Raw genomic sequence first — 15,757 nt, 5'->3', positions numbered from 1 at the left:
CCACCACACCTTCTTCGAGATGCTGGGCAACTGGTCGTTTGGCGACTACTTCAAGAAGGAAAGCCTGAACTGGGCGTGGGAACTGTTGACCCAGGTTTACAAGCTGCCCGCCGACAGGCTGTACGCCACGGTCTACCAGGAAGACGACGAAGCCCATGCCATCTGGGAAGACATTTTCGTGAAGGCCGGCTGGACGCCCGAGCGCGTCAGGCAAGAGGGGCGCATCATCCGCATCGGTGACAACAAGGGCGGCCGCTACAAGAGCGACAACTTCTGGATGATGGCCGACACCGGCCCCTGCGGCCCCTGCTCGGAAATCTTCTACGACCACGGCGACCACATTCCGGGCGGCCCTCCCGGCAGCCCCGATGAAGACGGCGACCGCTTCATCGAGATCTGGAACAACGTGTTCATGCAGTTCAACATGGACGAGACCGGCGCGGTCACGCCGCTGCCCGCGCCCTGCGTCGACACCGGCATGGGCCTGGAGCGCTTGGCCGCGATCCTGCAGCACGTGCACAGCAACTACGAAATCGACATCTTCGAGGCACTCATCAAGGCCGCCGGCCGCGAGACCGGCACCGCCGACCTGAGCAACCCCTCGCTCAAGGTGATCGCCGACCACATCCGCGCCACCTCGTTCCTGATCAGCGACGGCGTGATCCCCAGCAACGAAGGCCGCGGCTACGTGCAGCGCCGCATCATCCGCCGCGCCATCCGCCACGGTTACAAGCTCGGCCAGAAGACCCCGTTCTTCCACAAGCTGGTGCCCGATCTGGTCCGGATGATGGGCGAGGCCTACCCCAACATGGCTTCGCAGGCGCAGCGCATCACCGAGGTGCTCAAGGCCGAGGAAGAACGCTTCTACGAGACCCTGGCCAATGGCATGTTTATTTTGGACAACGCTCTGGATGGCGGAGTAGAGGTAGAAGGTGGAGGAATTGCGTTTGATGGGGCAGTCCCGCAGCCTGTGAAGCAACTGCCCGGTGAGATCGCCTTCAAGCTGCACGACACCTACGGCTTCCCGCTGGACCTGACCAACGACGTCTGCCGCGAGCGCGGCCTGTCGGTGGACGAAGCCGGTTTCCACGCTGCGATGGAAGCGCAAAAGGCCAAGGGCCGCGCGGCCGGCAAGTTCAAGATGGACAAGGCGCTGGAGTACACCGGCGCCGGCAACACTTTTGTTGGCTACGAGCAGCTCGAAGCGCCGGCCAAGGTGGTGGCGCTGTACCTGGACGGCACGGCTGTGGCCGAACTCAAGGCCGGTCAACAAGGCGTCGTGGTGCTGGACACCACGCCGTTCTACGCCGAGAGCGGTGGCCAGGTCGGTGACGAAGGCGTCATCACCAGCGGTGTCGCGACCTTTGCTGTCGGCGACACGCAGAAGATCAAGGCCGACGTGTTCGGCCACCACGGTGTGGTGGAGCAGGGCACGCTGGCCGTGGGCGACACGGTCACCGCGTCGGTCAACCTCGACCAGCGCGCCGCGACCATGCGCAACCACTCGGTCACCCACCTGATGCACAAGGCCCTGCGCGAGGTGCTGGGCACGCACGTGCAGCAAAAGGGCTCGCTGGTCGATGCCGACAAGACCCGCTTCGACTTCACGCACAACGCGCCGGTGACCGACGCGCAGATCCGCGAGATCGAGCGCCGGGTGAACGCCGAGATCGTGGCCAACGCGGCGACCCAGGCGCGCGTGATGGACATCGAATCGGCCCAGAAGACCGGCGCGATGATGCTGTTCGGCGAGAAGTACGGCGAGACCGTGCGCGTGCTCGACATCGGCAGCAGCCGGGAACTCTGTGGCGGCACGCACGTGGGGGCCACCGGTGACATCGGTTTCTTCACCATCACGGCCGAAGGCGGCGTGGCCGCCGGCGTGCGCCGGGTGGAGGCGGTGACGGGCCTGAACGCGCTGCGCTATGTGCAGGGCATGGAAGAGGCGCTCGGCGGTGTGGCCGGCACGCTCAAGGTCACGCCCGGCGAGGTGCCGGCGCGGGTGGGCGCGCTGCTGGATCAGATGCGCGATCTGGAGAAGGAAATGAACGCGCTCAAGAGCCGCCTCGCATCGGCCCAGGGCGACGAGCTGGTGAACCAGGCGGTCGAGGTCAAGGGCATCAAGGTGCTGGCCGCGACCCTGGCCGGTGCCGACGCCAAGGCCCTGCGCGAGACCATGGACAAGCTCAAGGACAAGCTGAAATCCGCCGCCATCGTGCTGGCCGCGGTCGACGGCGGCAAGGTGCAGATCGCCGCCGGCGTGACCGCCGATGTGATGGCCAAGGTCAAGGCCGGCGAGCTGGTGAACTTTGTGGCCCAGCAGGTCGGCGGCAAGGGTGGCGGCAAGCCCGACATGGCCATGGCCGGTGGCACCGATGCCGCTGCGCTGCCCAAGGCCCTGGCTTCGGTGCAGGCCTGGGTCGCGGAGAAACTGTAACTCCCCCCGCGCCGCCTGCGGCGTGCCTTGCAGGCCGCGCCAGGGCCTGATGCCGTGTCTCTTCGGACCGTCCAAGTCTGCGCAGGCAGACTTGGAGCCGCGGTCCTCAGCCCTCCCCCGCAGGGGGCGTGCCTGGCGGACCGGCGGAGCCGGATCCGCGGGCACCTGGCTTGTGCCGTGCTACGGGGAAGGCCAGTCCAGGTCCAGCCCGCTCTCGAACCGCCGGGCTTCGCCCGTCACCGGATCGGTGAAGGCGATGCCCCGCGCCAGCAGGCGCAGCGGGTTTGCAAAATCTTCGGCCTCATCGGGGCCCCGCAAGACGCTCGGGTAGAACTGGTCGCCCGCCAGCGGCAGGCCCAGTGCGGCCATGTGCACCCGCAGCTGGTGGCGTTTGCCGGTCACCGGCGCCAGCCGGTAGCGCGCCCAGGCGCCACGCTGCTCCAGCAGGTCGATGGCGGTTTCGCTGTTGGGCTCGCCCGGCACTTCGGTCATGCGGTAGAAGCGGGTCGGGTCTTCGGCCATGCGGCTGCGGTGCACGCGCGGCAGCGCCAGCACGGCGTCGAACGGCGCGATGGCTTCGTACACCTTGTCCACCACCCGGTCGCGGAACAGCGCCTGGTAGGCCGCACGGTCCTGCGCGCACACGCTCAGCAGCACCAGCCCGGCGGTTTCGCGGTCGATGCGGTGGATGGGGCTGAGGTCCGGCAGGTCCAGCCGCTGCTTCAGGCGCACCAGCAGGCTCTGCTGCACATAACGCCCGCCGGGCGTGACGGGCAGGAAGTGCGGTTTGTCGACCACCAGCAGGTGCGCGTCCTGGTGCAGCACGGTTTCGGTGAAGGGCACCTCAGGCTCGGCATGCAGCGTGCGGTAGTAGTGCAGGCGGGTGCCGCCGCGGTAGGGCGCATCGGGCGCGACGGGCTGGCCCTGTTCGTCCAGCACCTCACCCCGGGTCAGGCGTTCGGCCCAGGCGTGCCGGTCCACCTTGGGCAGTCGCTGGGCCAGAAAGTCCAGCACGCTGGCCCAGGGGGCCGTGCCTGCGGGCGGCTGGGGCAGTGCCACACAACTGGCGCTCACGCCGTGTCGCGTCGGGATCGAAGGGTTGCGCGGCGGGCGTGACATGTGTCCGGATGGAAATGAATGTTGACAAAAGCGCAGGATGACTGCGGGTATTCTCGTGCCCCCGTTCGTTGTTTCCAGTGCCTGCCCCATGACCTTCCGCTTTCCCCGCCAGTCTCCTGTGCGCCTGTGCCGTGCTGTCGTGCGCCTGTTCGGTCTGGGAGCGCTGGTGTCGGCCCTGGGCGGCTGCACCGTGCTGGCGGTGGCCGATGTGGCCGCCTCGGCCGTGGTGGGCACGGCCGGCTTGGTGGTGGACGCCGCCGTGGGCACGGCGCGCATCGGCGGCAAGGTCATCGGCAAGACGGCCGATGTGGTGCTGGGCAGCGACGAGGTGCCAGCGGACTGAGCGGCGCAGCCCCGCTCAGCAGGCGGGAACGCACGGTGTGCGCCCATCCAGGCGCGCCGCACCCCCCTCATTCCGGGAGGCTGGCGCGCGTTGGCAACGAAGCCTGGTGCTCCCTGCGCACCACGAGCGGCTGTGCAGGGGCTCGTTCACACCGGTTCAGCTCTGGGGCATGTTGGATCGCGCGACCGCCGCCCGGTAGCGTGCCACTTCCTTGTCCATCAGCGCCTTGAGGCCGGCGGGGGCCAGCCAGGCGCCGTCCATGGACTGCTGGACCAGTTGCTGACGAAAGTCGGTGTCGGCCGCGATGCGGGCCAGTGCTTTCTCCAGCCGGGCCGCCACGCCCGGTTCCAGACCCGCTGGCGCGGCCATCGCGTACCAGGCTTCGAACAGGGCATCGCCCAGGCCCAGTTCCCCCAGCGACGGCACCTGCGGCATCAGCGGCGTGCGTTTTTCGCTGATCACGGCCAGCGCGCGCAGCTTGCCCTGGTCGATCTGACCTTTGGCCGAGGCCAGGGTGTCGATGCCCATCTGCACATCGCCGCGCAGGATGCCGACCAGCGCGTCGGCGCTGCCCTTGTAGGGCACGGGCACCATCTTCGCGCTGCGGGTGTGGGCCAGCATCTCGCCCACCAGGTGGGGGCCGGTGCCGGTGCCGAAGGTGGCGTAGTTCAGCGCGCCGGGCTGGTTCCTGGCGGCGGCCAGCAGCTGCGGCAGGTCGGCGTAGGGGCTGCCGGCGGCCGTCACCACGACCAGCGGTGCGCGGGCCACCAGGCCCAGCGGCTGCAACTGTTTGAAAGGGTCGTAGCTGAGGTGGCGGCGCACCGCCGGGTTGACGGTGAAGGTGGTGGAGCCGGAAAACAGCAGGGTGTGGCCATCGGCCGGTGCGCTGGCCACGGCGGCCGCACCGATGGCGGTGCCGGCGCCGGGCCGGTTGTCCACCACCACGTTCTGGCCCAGGGCCTGTCCCAGGCGCTCGGCCAGCAGGCGGGCCACGATGTCGGTGCCGCCGCCGGCGGGGAAGGGCACGATCAGCTTGATCGGCCGCGACGGCCAGGTCTGCGCGAACGCCGTAGGCAGGACAAGGCCGCTGGCGGCGGCAGCGGCGGCGACCAGCAGGGCGGTGCGGCGGGTGGGGTGCGACATGGCGGGCTCCGTGGGGTGGTTTGAAGAAGGTCGTGAAGGTTCAGGCGCGTGCGAACCAGGGCGCGTCGGGCTCGCCCAGCCCCCAGTACAGGTCGCCCATCAGGTGCAGGCCTTCGCGCGCGACGCTGGCGAGCATGTGCTCGTCGGGCGCGTGCTGGGCACAGGCCGGGTGCGAGTGCGGCACCCACAGCGTGGGCAGGCCCAGGGTGTGGGCGAACAGGTGGTTGGGCAGGGTGCCGGCCAGGTTGGGCAGCACGGCCACCGGCTGGCCGGCGCTGCGCGAGAGGGTTTCGCGCGCCCAGCCGACCCAGGGGTTGTCCAGCGGCAGACGGGTGGCGGGGGCGGACGCGTCGATGCGGATCTGAACGGCCTGGAACCCGGCGGCGTCCAGATGCTGGCGCAGGATGGCGGCCAGGTCTTCCCAGGGCGTGCCGACCACGAAGCGCAGCTGACCGGCCAGCGTGGCCGAAGCCGGGATGGCGTTGACCGGTCGCGCGGGCGCACCGGCGCCGAAGGCCAGGATTTCCAGCGTGTTCCAGGCCACCAGGCGCTCGATGGCGCTCAGGCCCGGTTCGCCCCAGCCGGGGGTGGGCACCGGGTCGTCGGGCGCACCGCCGACCGGCACGCCGGCCAGCGCCCCGCGGATGTCGGCCGGCACCCCCGCCGGGCGCAGCGCGGGCACCCGGATGCGGCCTTGTGCGTCGACCAGGCTGGCCCAGGCGTGGGCCAGCACCGTGGCCGGGTTGGACAACACGCCGCCCCAGTTGCCCGAGTGGCTGCCGCGCTCGCGCGCCTGCAGGCTGAGCGTGAAGTTGACCGCGCCGCGCGAACCGAGGAACAGGGTGGGGCGGTCGGCCGCGACGCGCGGGCCGTCGCAGGCCAGGAACAGGTCGGCCTTGAGCAACTCCCGCTGCTGTTCGCAGAACGCGGCCAGACCGGGCGAGCCGGCTTCTTCGCCGGTTTCCATCAGCACCGTCACGTTGTAGCCCAGCCGGCCATTGCGGGCGTGCAGCACGTGCAGCAGGGCCGCGAGGTTGACCGTGTGCTGGCCCTTGTTGTCGGCCGTGCCGCGGCCATACCAGCGGCCGTTTTCATCGCTGAGTTGCCAGGGCGAACGGCCGGCGGACCAGCGGCCCGCCTGCCCGCTGACCACGTCGCCGTGGCCGTAGGTCAGCACCGTGGGCAGGGCCGGGTCTTCGACACGCCGAGCCACCAGCAGCGGGCCGCCGCGCGGATCGGGGTTGGGGAACTGCGTGCACTCGAAGCCGGCGGGGCGCAGGCTGGTGGCGATTTCGGTTTCCAGGTACTCGCCCAGCGCCGGCGGCGGGGCGCCGCTGTCGCTCTCGGTGGCGCAGGCCACCCGGCGGGTCAGTTCTGCGAGGAAGCGCCCCGAATCCAGGTGCTGGTCCAGCGACTGGTGAAGGGCGTCTAGGGTGGCGCTTGTCATGCAAAAAAGTGTATGAGTGAGTGCCTGCGTTCACAATGACAGAATTCAGATCGCAGCCTTCACCCAAAAGCAACGCAGCCCGGCCACGCCGCATGAACAACCCTTTTCTATCCACCATGGCGCGCCATTTCCTCGCGGTGGCCGAGGCCCGATCCATCACCGACGCCGGCCTGGCGCTGCACGTGGCGCCCTCGGCCGTGAGCCGGCAGGTGGTGCAGATGGAGGCCGCCATGGGCTGCGCGCTGTTTGAGCGGCAGGCGCGCGGCATGGCGCTGACCGAGGCGGGTGAGCGCCTGCTGGCCTGGTTGACCGCGGTGCAGCGCGAATCGGAACTGGTGCAGCGCCAGGTGCAGGGCCTGGGCCCGGCCGCGGCGCAGCGCCTGCACCTGGCCTGTACCGAAGGCTTCACCACCGCCTTCATGCCGGACCTGATGGGGCGTTTCCGCGCGGTGCAGCCCGGTGCGCGGCTGTACCTGCGCGTGGGCGATGCGCAGCAGGTGGACCAATGGCTGCAGCGCGGCGAGGTGGAGGTGGGCCTGCGTTTCGCGACCCGGCCGGTGGAGGGCCTGCGCGTGGTGGCCAGTGCGCCGTCGCCCATCGTGGCCGTGTGCGCGGCGAACCACCCCCTGGCCCGGCGGACAGCGCTGACGGTGGCCGATCTGGTGGCGCACCCGCTGGCCCTGCCGGAGGGCAGCAGCACGGTGCGCCAGGTGCTGGACAGCGCCTGTGCGTTGCAGGGCACGCACTACGAGGTGGCGTGCACCGGCACCCTGCCGACGCTGATCGCCCTGGTGCGTCAGGGCGGGCTGGTGATGCTGGGCAGCCGCATGAGCGTGCTGCACGCGCTGGCCGACGGCTCGCTGCGGGCCGTGCCGGTGGCCGAGGCGCTGTTTGAGCAGCGGCGGGTGCAGTTGCTGGTGCGGGACGGGCGCGCACCCGCTGCGGTGGCGCAGTGTTTTCTGGACCTTGCGGCCGCGGCGCTGGCGGCCAGCGAGGCCGCACCGGGCCAGAAGACGCTCAGACCCGGCGGAACACCAGGTCCCAGACCCCGTGGCCGAGCTTGAGGCCGCGGTTCTCGAACTTGGTCAGGGGGCGGTAGTCGGGCTTGGGCGCGTAGCCGTCACCGCCTGCTGCCGCCGTGTTGGCCAGCAGCGGCTCGGCGCTCAGCACCTCCAGCATCTGCTGCGCGTACGGTTCCCAGTCGGTCGCCAGGTGCAGGTAGCCGCCCGGTTTGAGGTGGCGCGCCAGCCGGTTCACGAACGGCGTCTGGATCAGGCGGCGCTTGTTGTGGCGGCTCTTGTGCCAGGGGTCGGGGAAGAAGATGTGCACACCGTCCAGGCTTTGCTCGGGCAGCAGGTGGTCCAGCACCTCGACCGCGTCGTGGCGGAAGATGCGGATGTTTTCAATGCCCTGTTCGCCGCACAGCTTGAGCAGGGCGCCCACGCCGGGTTCGTGCACCTCGCAGCACAGGAAGTTGTCGCCCGGCCGCACCTGGGCGATGTGGGCGGTGGCGCCGCCCATGCCGAAACCGATTTCCAGGACCAGCGGGGCGCTGCGGCCGAAGGCGGCGGTGGTGTCCAGGGGCTGGCTGGCGTCGTAGTTCAGCAGGAAGCGCGGGCCGAATTCGGCATAAGCGCGTTCCTGCCCGGGGCCCATGCGGCCGGCACGCAGCACGTAGCTCTTGATCTGGCGCAGGTGGATGCCTTCGGCAGGCTGTTCGCGCGGTTCGGCGTGGCGGGGATCGGTCATGGCTTGGAGGCGGGCGGGGCGGCTGGAGGCGGGGCGCTGATTGTAGAAGCCCAGGCCCGCGTCCACCCGGCCAGCGCGTCGGCCACGCCGCCAGCGGCCGGCGGCAGACCCAGCATCGCGGCGGCCCGGTTCAGCGCCGCCAACGGCTCGGCCAGGTCCAGCGCCAGGGCGCCGTTCTGTTTGCTCAGCTTTTCGCCGTTGGCGCCCAGCACCAGTGGCGTGTGGCGGTACGCCGGCGTGGGCAGACCCAGGGCCCGCTGCAGCAGGATCTGCCGCGGGGTGTTGTCGGTCAGGTCGGCGCCGCGCACCACGTGGGTGATGCCCTGGTCCGCGTCGTCCACCACCACCGCCAGCTGGTAGGCCCAAAGCCCGTCGGCGCGTTTCAGCACGAAGTCGCCCACCTCGGCGGCCACGTCCTGGGTCTGGGGGCCGAGTTGCTGGTCGGTCCAATCCACGGTGCTGTGCGCGGGCACGAGCAAGCGCCAGGCCCGTGCTGCACGGCCCCGCAGGCCGCCACGCTCGGGCCGGCAGGTGCCGGGGTAGACGGCGGCGTGGTGGCGTTCGCGCGTCAGGCCCTGGGCCTGCAGCGCCGCCTCAATGTCCTTGCGCGAGCAGGCGCAGGGGTAGGCCTGTCCGCTGGCGATCAGCCGGTCCAGTGCGGCTTGGTACAGCGTGCCGCGCTGCGACTGCCAGACCACCGGTTCATCGCTGTGCAGGCCGCAGGCCACGAGCTGTTCGAGGATGAGTCGGTCGGCGCCGGGCACGCAGCGGGGCGTGTCCACGTCTTCGATGCGCACCAGCCAGACGCCGTCATGCGCCTGCGCATCCAGCCAGCTGGCCAGCGCCGCGACCAGCGAGCCGGCGTGCAAGGGGCCAGTGGGGGAGGGCGCGAAACGACCCCTGTAGACCAACGGTGCAGAAGAAACAGACAAGCCATGCCTCCGGAGCGAATGTCTGTGCCAGCACACACCGCGGAACCGTCCCTCGACAAGCTCAGGACGGGCCGCTGGTGTGGCCCTTTGAGGGGCGGAGCGTTACGCGAAGCGAAAAGCGAAGGGGGTGGGGCGTGGCCTCAGACCGCTGAAGTGCTCCCCCTGGGGGGGAGCCGCGCAGCGGCGCAGGGGAGGTCAAACCATCGCGAGTGCGAGTTCCAGTCCGGACACAAACGCGTCTTCCACCCGGTGCCCCAGGCACCAGTCGCCGCACAGGCCCAGGCCCTGTTTCGCGTCGTACAGGTGGGACGCGCCCAGCGGTTCCTGCGTCTGGGCAAAGCGCCAGCGGTGCACCACGGCGTGGCTGGGGGTGGCGCGGATGCCGGTGATCTCGGCAAAGCCCTTGAGCAGCTTGGCCTTGACGCGTTCGTCGTCGTCTTCCAGGTGCTTGGCCGTCCAGGCCGGGCTGGCCTGGACGGTCCAGCGTTCGATGCGCTCGCGCCCGGGTTTGCTGTTTTCGCGCGCCAGCCAGCTGATGCGGTGGTGCGTGCTGCGCGCCGCGTTCCATTGCGGGCCCAGCGTGCCCAGGCCGGGCTGCATGGCGTTGGGGTAGGCGACCATGAGCGTCCAGCAAGGGGCGACGTTCACGCTGGCGAGCTTCTGGCGCCAGGCCGGGCTCAGGCCCGAGGCGAGCAGCAGGTCGTAGGCCTGCTGGTGCGGGATGGCGAGCACCACGCGGTCGAAGCCGCCCAGCACCTGCTGGCCGCCTTCGGCGTCTTGTGCGCGCAGCTGCCACTGCTGGGGGTGCAGCGCGTCGCGTTCGATGTGCATCACGCGCACTTCGGTCACGACGCGGGCCGGCAGGTCGCCGAACTGTTCGGGGTGGACGATGGGCTGGGCCCAGTGGTGCACCAGGGCGCTCATGCCCGGGGTGGCGACGAAGTGCGGCTCGGTCGGCGGCGGGGCGCTGGCCAGCACGTGGCCGAACTCGTCGAGCACGCGCACGGTGCTCACGCTCCAGGGGCGCACCACCGGCTGGGCGGTGAGCAAGGCGCGGGCGAAGCGGCTGTCGCGCACGGTGAAGTACTGCGCACCGTGGTCGAAGCCGCCGAATTCGGTGCGGCGGGTCGACATGCGGCCGCCGAAGCCGCGGCTCTTTTCGATCAGGGTGACGCGGTGGCCGGCCTGCAGCAGCGTGCGGGCGGCGACCACACCGGCCATGCCGGCGCCGACCACGGCGACGTGCATCGGGGCTTGCGGCGCGGGCGCCGGGGTGGCTTTGGGGGCGGCTTTGGGCTTCTTCTTGGTGGTCATGGCGCGTACCGTTCTGAGTGGATGTGCGTTGACTGTAGCAGTGCCCGGGGCGCGGACCATCCCCGATGCGTCAACTCTGGTGGTGGTTGTTCAGCAAGGCGTCGCGCGTGCCGGGGTGCTGCAGACGGTCCAGCCACCAGCGCAGGGCGCGCCCCATGTCGCGGCTGCTGCGCGGCTGGCGCCAGGCGTAGTGCAGGCGGATGTTGCGGTCGGGGCGCTCCACATCCTTGACCACCAGGCGGCCGGCGGTGATGTAGGGCTGGGCCAGCGGCAAGGGCAGGAAGCCGGCGCCCAGCCCGCGCAGCTGGGCTTCGAGCTTGTGCTGCATGGTGGGCACGGTGAGCACCTCCTGCCCGGGCGAGATGTTGTGCGTGCGGCCGCTGCCGCGCAGGGTGCTGTCGGCCACCGCCACGACGCGGTGCTGGCGGCGCTCGTCTTCGGTGAGCTTGTGGTCCACCGCCGCCAGCGGGTGGTGCGGTGCCACGGCGAACACGAATTCGACCGATCCCAGCAGCGTCGACTGGATCTCGGACGGGTGGGTGGCGTCGCTGGTGATGCCCAGCGCCAGGTCGGCCAGCCCGGTGTGGAGGGCCTCCTGGGTGCCCGACAGGGTCTCGGCGCGCAGCTTGAGCCGGGTGGGCGCGCCCTCGGCGTAGAAGGCCTCGCACAGCTCGAACAGCGTCGAGCGCGCGATGATGGCGTCGGCCGCGATGGTCAGCTGCGGCTCCCAGCCGGTGGCCACGCGCTTGACCCGCTGGGCCACGGCGTCCAGCTCGTCCAGCAGGTACTGGCCGGCGCGCAGCAGTTCGGCCCCCGCGGGCGTGAGTTGCGCGCGGCGCGCACTGCGGTCGAACAGCAGCACGTCCAGTGCGTCCTCGATCTGGCGCACCCGGTAGGTCAGGGCGCTGGGCACCATGCCCAGCTCGCGCGCGGCGGCGGCCATGCTGCCCAGCCGCGCCACGGCCTCCAGCAGACCCAGGTTTTCCGGTGAAAGTGCGGCGCGTTGCGATGGGTGGGCCATGGCGTTCCTGTTTTGGTCTCAGGGGGTTCGATCGTTCAACTCGTTTGAATGATGCCATCAAACCGCTGCCACCTGCCGCCGGGGTGTGATGGCCACAATTCTCTCCATGCCGGCACCCGATGCCGACGCCCACGGAGACCCCCACCATGATGCAGATTCGACGCTCCCAGGAACGTGGTTTTGCCGACCACGGCTGGCTCAAGAGCCACCACTCGTTTTCCTTCGCCGGTTATTTCGACCCGGCCTGGATGGGCTGGGGCAACCTGCGCGTGATCAACGAAGACCGCATCGCGCCCGGCACCGGCTTCGGCACGCACGGCCACCGCGACATGGAAATCATCAGCTACGTGCTGCAGGGCAACCTGGCGCACAAGGACAGCATGGGCAACGTCAAGGGCATCCCGCCCGGCGACGTGCAGCGCATGAGCGCCGGCACCGGCGTGATGCACAGCGAGTTCAACCATGCGCAGGGCGAAACCACGCACTTCCTGCAGATCTGGATCGAGCCCAGCCAGCGTGGCGTGGCCCCCGGCTACGAGCAGAAAACCTTTGCGGCGGCCGACAAGCGCGGGCAGCTGCGCCTGGTGGCCTCGCCCGACGGCAGGCAGGACTCGGTCAGCCTCCACGCCGACGCCGCGCTGTACGCCGGTTTGTTCGATGGCGCCGAGGCCGCCGAACTGCCCACCGACCCGGCACGCAAGGCCTATGTGCACCTGGTGCGTGGCGCGCTGACCGTCAACGGTGAGCGCCTGCAGGGTGGCGACGCGGCGCTGCTGCAGGGCGAGTCGCAGATCCGTCTGGCGCAGGGCGAAGACGCCGAAGTGCTGGTGTTCGATCTCGCGGCCTGAGCGGCCGTTCGTTTTACTTTTTTTCACCCCCGCGCTGCGGCGCATTTTCTGGAGTCCAACAAATGGCAAAAGTGGTTGTGGTTTATCACTCGGGTTACGGTCACACCCAGCGCATCGCGCAAGAAGTGGCCGCGGGTGCGGACGCCGATCTGCTGCCCATCGACGCCGAGGGCAACCTGACCGAGGCCGACTGGGCCGCCCTGGGCGCGGCCGACGCGATCATCTTCGGCACGCCCACCTACATGGGTGGCCCGAGCTGGCAGTTCAAGAAGTTCGCCGATGCCTCGTCCAAGGCCTGGTTCAGCCGTGCCTGGCAGGACAAGTTCTTCGGCGGCTTCTCGGTCAGCGCCAGCCTCAGCGGCGACAAGGGTTCCACCCTGGCCTACCTCAACACCCTGGCCTCGCAGCACGGCGGCCTGTGGATCAGCCTGGGCATGATGCCGGCCAACACCCAGGCCGCCACCCGCAACGACGTCAACAACCTCGGCGGCTCGGTGGGCCTGATGGTGCAGGCGCCGTCGGACGCCGGCGCCGACAAGATCCCCCAGGGCGATGTGGACACCGCCCGCAAGTTCGGTGAACGCGTGGCCGCTGTGGCGGGCAAGTTCAAGGGCTGAAACCCCTGCCCCTCAGGGGGCAGTGCCCCCCGTCAGCGGCGGAGCGTGGGGCCGACGGGCCAGCCGCGGGGCCGCCCCAAGGCAGGCCCAGCCTCCCTGGGGGCCGCGACCCGTGTCAGCGGTGGAGCGTGGGGGCCAACCGGGCCAGCCGCCGGGCCGCCCCAAGGCAGGCCCAGCCCCCTGGGGGGCAGCGACCCGCGTCAGCGGCGGAGCGTGGGGGCCACTAACATCGGCCCTATGAAGATATTCAGCATCCTCCCCTGGGCAGACTGGCTCGCGCTGGTCTGTTTTTTCGCTTTGTGGGTCGGCTACGCCTGGTTCGCCCGTGTCTGGGGCGAGCGCCAGTCGTCCCTGCTGAGCACCACCAACCGCTACCGCAGCTACTGGATGGCGCAGGCCACCGCGCGCGATCCGCGCATGCTCGACGGCCTGATCACCCAGACCCTGTCCAACACCCCGGCGTTCTTCTCGTCCACCTCCATCCTGGTGATCGGTGGTCTGTTTGCCTTGCTGGGCACCACCGACAAAGTCACCGAGCTGATGAGCGGCATCCCGTTCGCGCAGGCGACCACGCTGATCGTCTTCGAGTTCAAGGTGATGGTGCTGGTGGCGATCTTTGTGTACGCCTTCTTCCGCTTTTCGTGGTGCATGCGGCAATACACCTTTGTGGCGCTGATCATCGGGTCCATGCCGCCACCGGAGGACTTTGACAGTGGCAAGCACGACCGCCGCAAGTTCGCCGACCGCGCCGCCGCCATGGTGGGCGCCGCCGCGGAAACCTTCAACGACGGCCTGCGCGCCTACTACTTCTCGTTCGCCCTGCTGGCGTGGTTCGTCTCGCCCATGGTGATGGTGATCTCCACGCTGATCGTGGTGGCCATCCTGTACAGCCGCGAGTTCCGCTCCGAAGTGCTGCAGGTCCTGAGAGACTAAACTGTCTGCCCCCACGCTCCGCCGCTGCGCGGGTCGCTGCCCCGGGACCGGGGAGGGCCCCGGTCCTTGCCGGGCCCGGGGGGCTGGGCCTGCCTTGGGGCGGCCCGGCGGCTGGCCCGCTGCCCCCACGCTCCGCCGCTGCACGGCGCCGGATCGTGATCCGCCGGCTCCTAAAATCGGGCGATGTTTATCCACCTGCGCCTGCACACCGAGTTTTCCGTCGTTGACGGCACCAACCGCATCGACGACGTGGTGGCCGCTGCGGCCGCCGACGGCCAGCCCGCCCTGGGCATTTCCGACCTGAACAACCTGTTCGGCGGCGTCAAGTTCTACAAGGCAGCGCGCGGTGCCGGCCTCAAGCCCGTCATCGGTGCCGAGGTGATGCTGCAGGGCTTCAGCGACGAAACCCCGGGCGCCATGCCCGGTGGCCCGCAGCCGGCGCCGCCCAAGGCCATCCTGCTGGTGCAGGACAAGCAGGGCTACCTGAACCTGAGCGAACTGCTGGCCCGCGCCTGGACGCGCAACGGCCAGCGCGAGCAGGCCCTGGTGCGCTGGGAATGGGTGCAGGAACTCAACGCCGGTTTGCTGCTGCTCTCGGGCGCGCAGGCCGGCCCGGTGGGCCAGGCCCTGCTGCAGGGCGACACGCAGCGCGCCACCGACGTGGCGCTGCAGCTGGCGGGGGTGTTCCCGCACCGCTTTTACCTGGAATTGCAGCGCGCCGGCCGTGTGGACGACGAGCGCCACGTGGTGGCCGCGGTGCAGCTGGCCGCGCGCCTGCACCTGCCGGTGGTGGCCACGCACCCGGTGCAATTCCTCACCGCCGACGACTACGAGGCGCACGAGGCGCGGGTCTGCATCTCCGATGGTGAGATTCTGGGCAACAACCGGCGCGTGCGCCGCTTCACGCGCGAGCAGTTCTTCAAGAGCGCGGCCGAGATGCAGGCGCTGTTCGCCGACATTCCCTCGGCCGTGGCCAACACGCTGGAAATCGCCAGGCGCTGCAGCCTGACCCTGGTGCTGGGCAAGCCGCAGCTGCCGAACTTCCCGATCCCGCCGGTGGACGGCCGCATCATGTCGGTGGACGATTACTTTCGCCACGTGTCCTACGAGGGGCTGGAAGGGCGTCTCCAGCACCTGTTTCCCGACGAGGCCAAGCGCGAGGCACAGCGTCCGCGCTACGTGGAGCGGCTGGAGTTCGAGCTCAACACCATCCTGAAGATGGGCTTCCCGGGCTACTTCCTGATCGTGTCGGACTTCATCAAGTGGGCCAAGGAAAACGGCTGCCCGGTGGGGCCGGGCCGGGGTTCCGGCGCCGGCTCGCTGGTGGCCTACGCGCTGCTGATCACCGACTTGGACCCGCTGCACTACAACCTGCTGTTCGAGCGTTTCCTGAACCCGGAGCGGGTGTCCATGCCCGACTTCGACATCGATTTCTGCCAGTCCAACCGCGACCGGGTGATCGACTACGTGAAGGACCGCTATGGCAAGGACGCGGTGAGCCAGATCGCGACCTTCGGCACCATGGCCGCGCGCGCGGCCATCCGCGACGTGGGCCGCGTGCTCGACTTCTCCTACGGCTTCTGCGACGGCATCTCCAAGCTCATCCCTAACAAGCCGGGCATGAGCGTGACGCTGCAGTACCCGCCCAGCCCGAAGCCGGACGGCGACAAGAACAACTACGCCATCGAGATGGAACCCATCCTGGCCGATCGCATCGAGAAGGAAGAGGACGTCAAGACCCTGATCGAGCTGGCGCAGAAGCTCGAAGGCATGACGCGCAACATCGGCATGCACGCCGGTGGCGTGCTGATCGCGCCGGGCAAGCTGACCGACTTCTGCCCGCTCTACCAGCAG

At 69.7% G+C, this 15,757-nt stretch carries 14 protein-coding genes; 7 read left to right on the top strand and 7 right to left on the bottom strand.

All coding sequences use genetic code 11. The annotated features are described in order from the left end of the window. The coding region (alaS, locus tag RMP09_RS21485) for an alanine--tRNA ligase (protein WP_310568017.1) at positions 1-2,437 on the top strand (2,437 nt) is incomplete at its 5' end. Positions 2,438-2,617: 180 nt separating this feature from the next. Here alaS and RMP09_RS21480 read toward each other — a convergent pair. After that, positions 2,618-3,556, bottom strand: coding sequence for a pseudouridine synthase (locus RMP09_RS21480; RefSeq protein WP_310568016.1), 939 nt, complete (start codon positions 3,554-3,556; stop codon positions 2,618-2,620). A gap of 88 nt (positions 3,557-3,644) precedes the next feature. Here RMP09_RS21480 and RMP09_RS21475 point away from each other — a divergent pair, with 88 nt between their 5' ends. After that, the gene (locus tag RMP09_RS21475) at positions 3,645-3,899 is read left to right on the top strand and encodes a hypothetical protein (RefSeq protein WP_310568015.1); all 255 of its coding nucleotides are present in this window, start codon (positions 3,645-3,647) and stop codon (positions 3,897-3,899) included. 156 nt (positions 3,900-4,055) lie between these two features. Here the strand turns inward: RMP09_RS21475 and RMP09_RS21470 are convergent, their stop codons facing one another. Together RMP09_RS21470 and RMP09_RS21465 are read right to left on the bottom strand one after the other, a co-directional pair. Beyond that, a complete protein-coding gene (locus RMP09_RS21470) occupies positions 4,056-5,042 on the bottom strand; it encodes a tripartite tricarboxylate transporter substrate binding protein (RefSeq protein WP_310568014.1) in 987 nt (328 codons plus the stop codon). 40 nt (positions 5,043-5,082) lie between these two features. Then, on the bottom strand, positions 5,083-6,489 hold the full coding sequence (locus RMP09_RS21465; protein ID WP_310568013.1) for a M20 family metallopeptidase: 1,407 nt from the start codon (positions 6,487-6,489) through the stop codon (positions 5,083-5,085). Positions 6,490-6,581: 92 nt separating this feature from the next. Between RMP09_RS21465 and RMP09_RS21460 the strand changes: the two genes are divergently transcribed. Then, positions 6,582-7,553 (top strand): LysR family transcriptional regulator, encoded by a 972-nt coding sequence (locus RMP09_RS21460; RefSeq protein ID WP_310568012.1) that lies wholly within the window; start codon positions 6,582-6,584, stop codon positions 7,551-7,553. Here the strand turns inward: RMP09_RS21460 and trmB are convergent. The 4 genes from trmB to RMP09_RS21440 form a co-directional block, all read right to left on the bottom strand. Beyond that, positions 7,507-8,238, bottom strand: a complete 732-nt coding sequence (trmB, locus tag RMP09_RS21455; RefSeq protein ID WP_310568011.1) for a tRNA (guanosine(46)-N7)-methyltransferase TrmB — start codon at positions 8,236-8,238, stop codon at positions 7,507-7,509. The two genes, RMP09_RS21460 and trmB, sit on opposite strands and share 47 nt — an antisense overlap. Continuing rightward, the gene (gene gluQRS, locus RMP09_RS21450) at positions 8,235-9,149 is read right to left on the bottom strand and encodes a tRNA glutamyl-Q(34) synthetase GluQRS (RefSeq protein ID WP_310568018.1); all 915 of its coding nucleotides are present in this window, start codon (positions 9,147-9,149) and stop codon (positions 8,235-8,237) included. Before gluQRS ends, trmB begins: the two co-directional genes overlap by 4 nt. 216 nt (positions 9,150-9,365) lie before the next feature. After that, entirely contained in the window at positions 9,366-10,484 is a 1,119-nt protein-coding gene (locus RMP09_RS21445) for an NAD(P)/FAD-dependent oxidoreductase (RefSeq protein ID WP_310568010.1), read from the bottom strand. A gap of 70 nt (positions 10,485-10,554) precedes the next feature. After that, positions 10,555-11,505: a LysR family transcriptional regulator gene (locus RMP09_RS21440; protein WP_310568009.1), complete on the bottom strand. Its 951-nt coding sequence runs from the start codon at positions 11,503-11,505 to the stop codon at positions 10,555-10,557. Between the two features lie 146 nt (positions 11,506-11,651). On the opposite strand from RMP09_RS21440, the gene RMP09_RS21435 reads away from it, so the two are divergent. From RMP09_RS21435 to dnaE, 4 genes are all read left to right on the top strand, one after another. After that, on the top strand, positions 11,652-12,353 hold the full coding sequence (locus tag RMP09_RS21435) for a pirin family protein (RefSeq protein WP_310568008.1): 702 nt from the start codon (positions 11,652-11,654) through the stop codon (positions 12,351-12,353). 62 nt (positions 12,354-12,415) lie between these two features. Further along, positions 12,416-12,970, top strand: coding sequence for a flavodoxin family protein (locus RMP09_RS21430; protein WP_310568007.1), 555 nt, complete (start codon positions 12,416-12,418; stop codon positions 12,968-12,970). 237 nt (positions 12,971-13,207) lie between these two features. Beyond that, positions 13,208-13,903, top strand: coding sequence for a DUF599 domain-containing protein (locus RMP09_RS21425; protein ID WP_310568006.1), 696 nt, complete (start codon positions 13,208-13,210; stop codon positions 13,901-13,903). A gap of 183 nt (positions 13,904-14,086) precedes the next feature. After that, on the top strand, positions 14,087-15,757 hold a 1,671-nt coding region (gene dnaE, locus RMP09_RS21420; RefSeq protein ID WP_310568005.1), incomplete at its 3' end, for a DNA polymerase III subunit alpha.

It is taken from the genome of Hydrogenophaga sp. (assembly GCF_031426985.1).
GTDB lineage: Bacteria > Pseudomonadota > Gammaproteobacteria > Burkholderiales > Burkholderiaceae_C > Hydrogenophaga.
The sequence above is the reverse complement of the archived record's forward strand: the minus strand, read 5'-3'. Positions and strand labels throughout refer to the sequence as shown.

Coding starts and splice junctions, on each gene's coding strand:
- RMP09_RS21480 (WP_310568016.1), bottom strand. CDS start 3,556: ATGTCACGCCCGCCGCGCAACCCTTCGATCCCGACGCGACACGGCGTG.
- RMP09_RS21475 (WP_310568015.1), top strand. CDS start 3,645: ATGACCTTCCGCTTTCCCCGCCAGTCTCCTGTGCGCCTGTGCCGTGCT.
- RMP09_RS21470 (WP_310568014.1), bottom strand. CDS start 5,042: ATGTCGCACCCCACCCGCCGCACCGCCCTGCTGGTCGCCGCCGCTGCC.
- RMP09_RS21465 (WP_310568013.1), bottom strand. CDS start 6,489: ATGACAAGCGCCACCCTAGACGCCCTTCACCAGTCGCTGGACCAGCAC.
- RMP09_RS21460 (WP_310568012.1), top strand. CDS start 6,582: ATGAACAACCCTTTTCTATCCACCATGGCGCGCCATTTCCTCGCGGTG.
- trmB (WP_310568011.1), bottom strand. CDS start 8,238: ATGACCGATCCCCGCCACGCCGAACCGCGCGAACAGCCTGCCGAAGGC.
- RMP09_RS21445 (WP_310568010.1), bottom strand. CDS start 10,484: ATGACCACCAAGAAGAAGCCCAAAGCCGCCCCCAAAGCCACCCCGGCG.
- RMP09_RS21440 (WP_310568009.1), bottom strand. CDS start 11,505: ATGGCCCACCCATCGCAACGCGCCGCACTTTCACCGGAAAACCTGGGT.
- RMP09_RS21435 (WP_310568008.1), top strand. CDS start 11,652: ATGATGCAGATTCGACGCTCCCAGGAACGTGGTTTTGCCGACCACGGC.
- RMP09_RS21430 (WP_310568007.1), top strand. CDS start 12,416: ATGGCAAAAGTGGTTGTGGTTTATCACTCGGGTTACGGTCACACCCAG.
- RMP09_RS21425 (WP_310568006.1), top strand. CDS start 13,208: ATGAAGATATTCAGCATCCTCCCCTGGGCAGACTGGCTCGCGCTGGTC.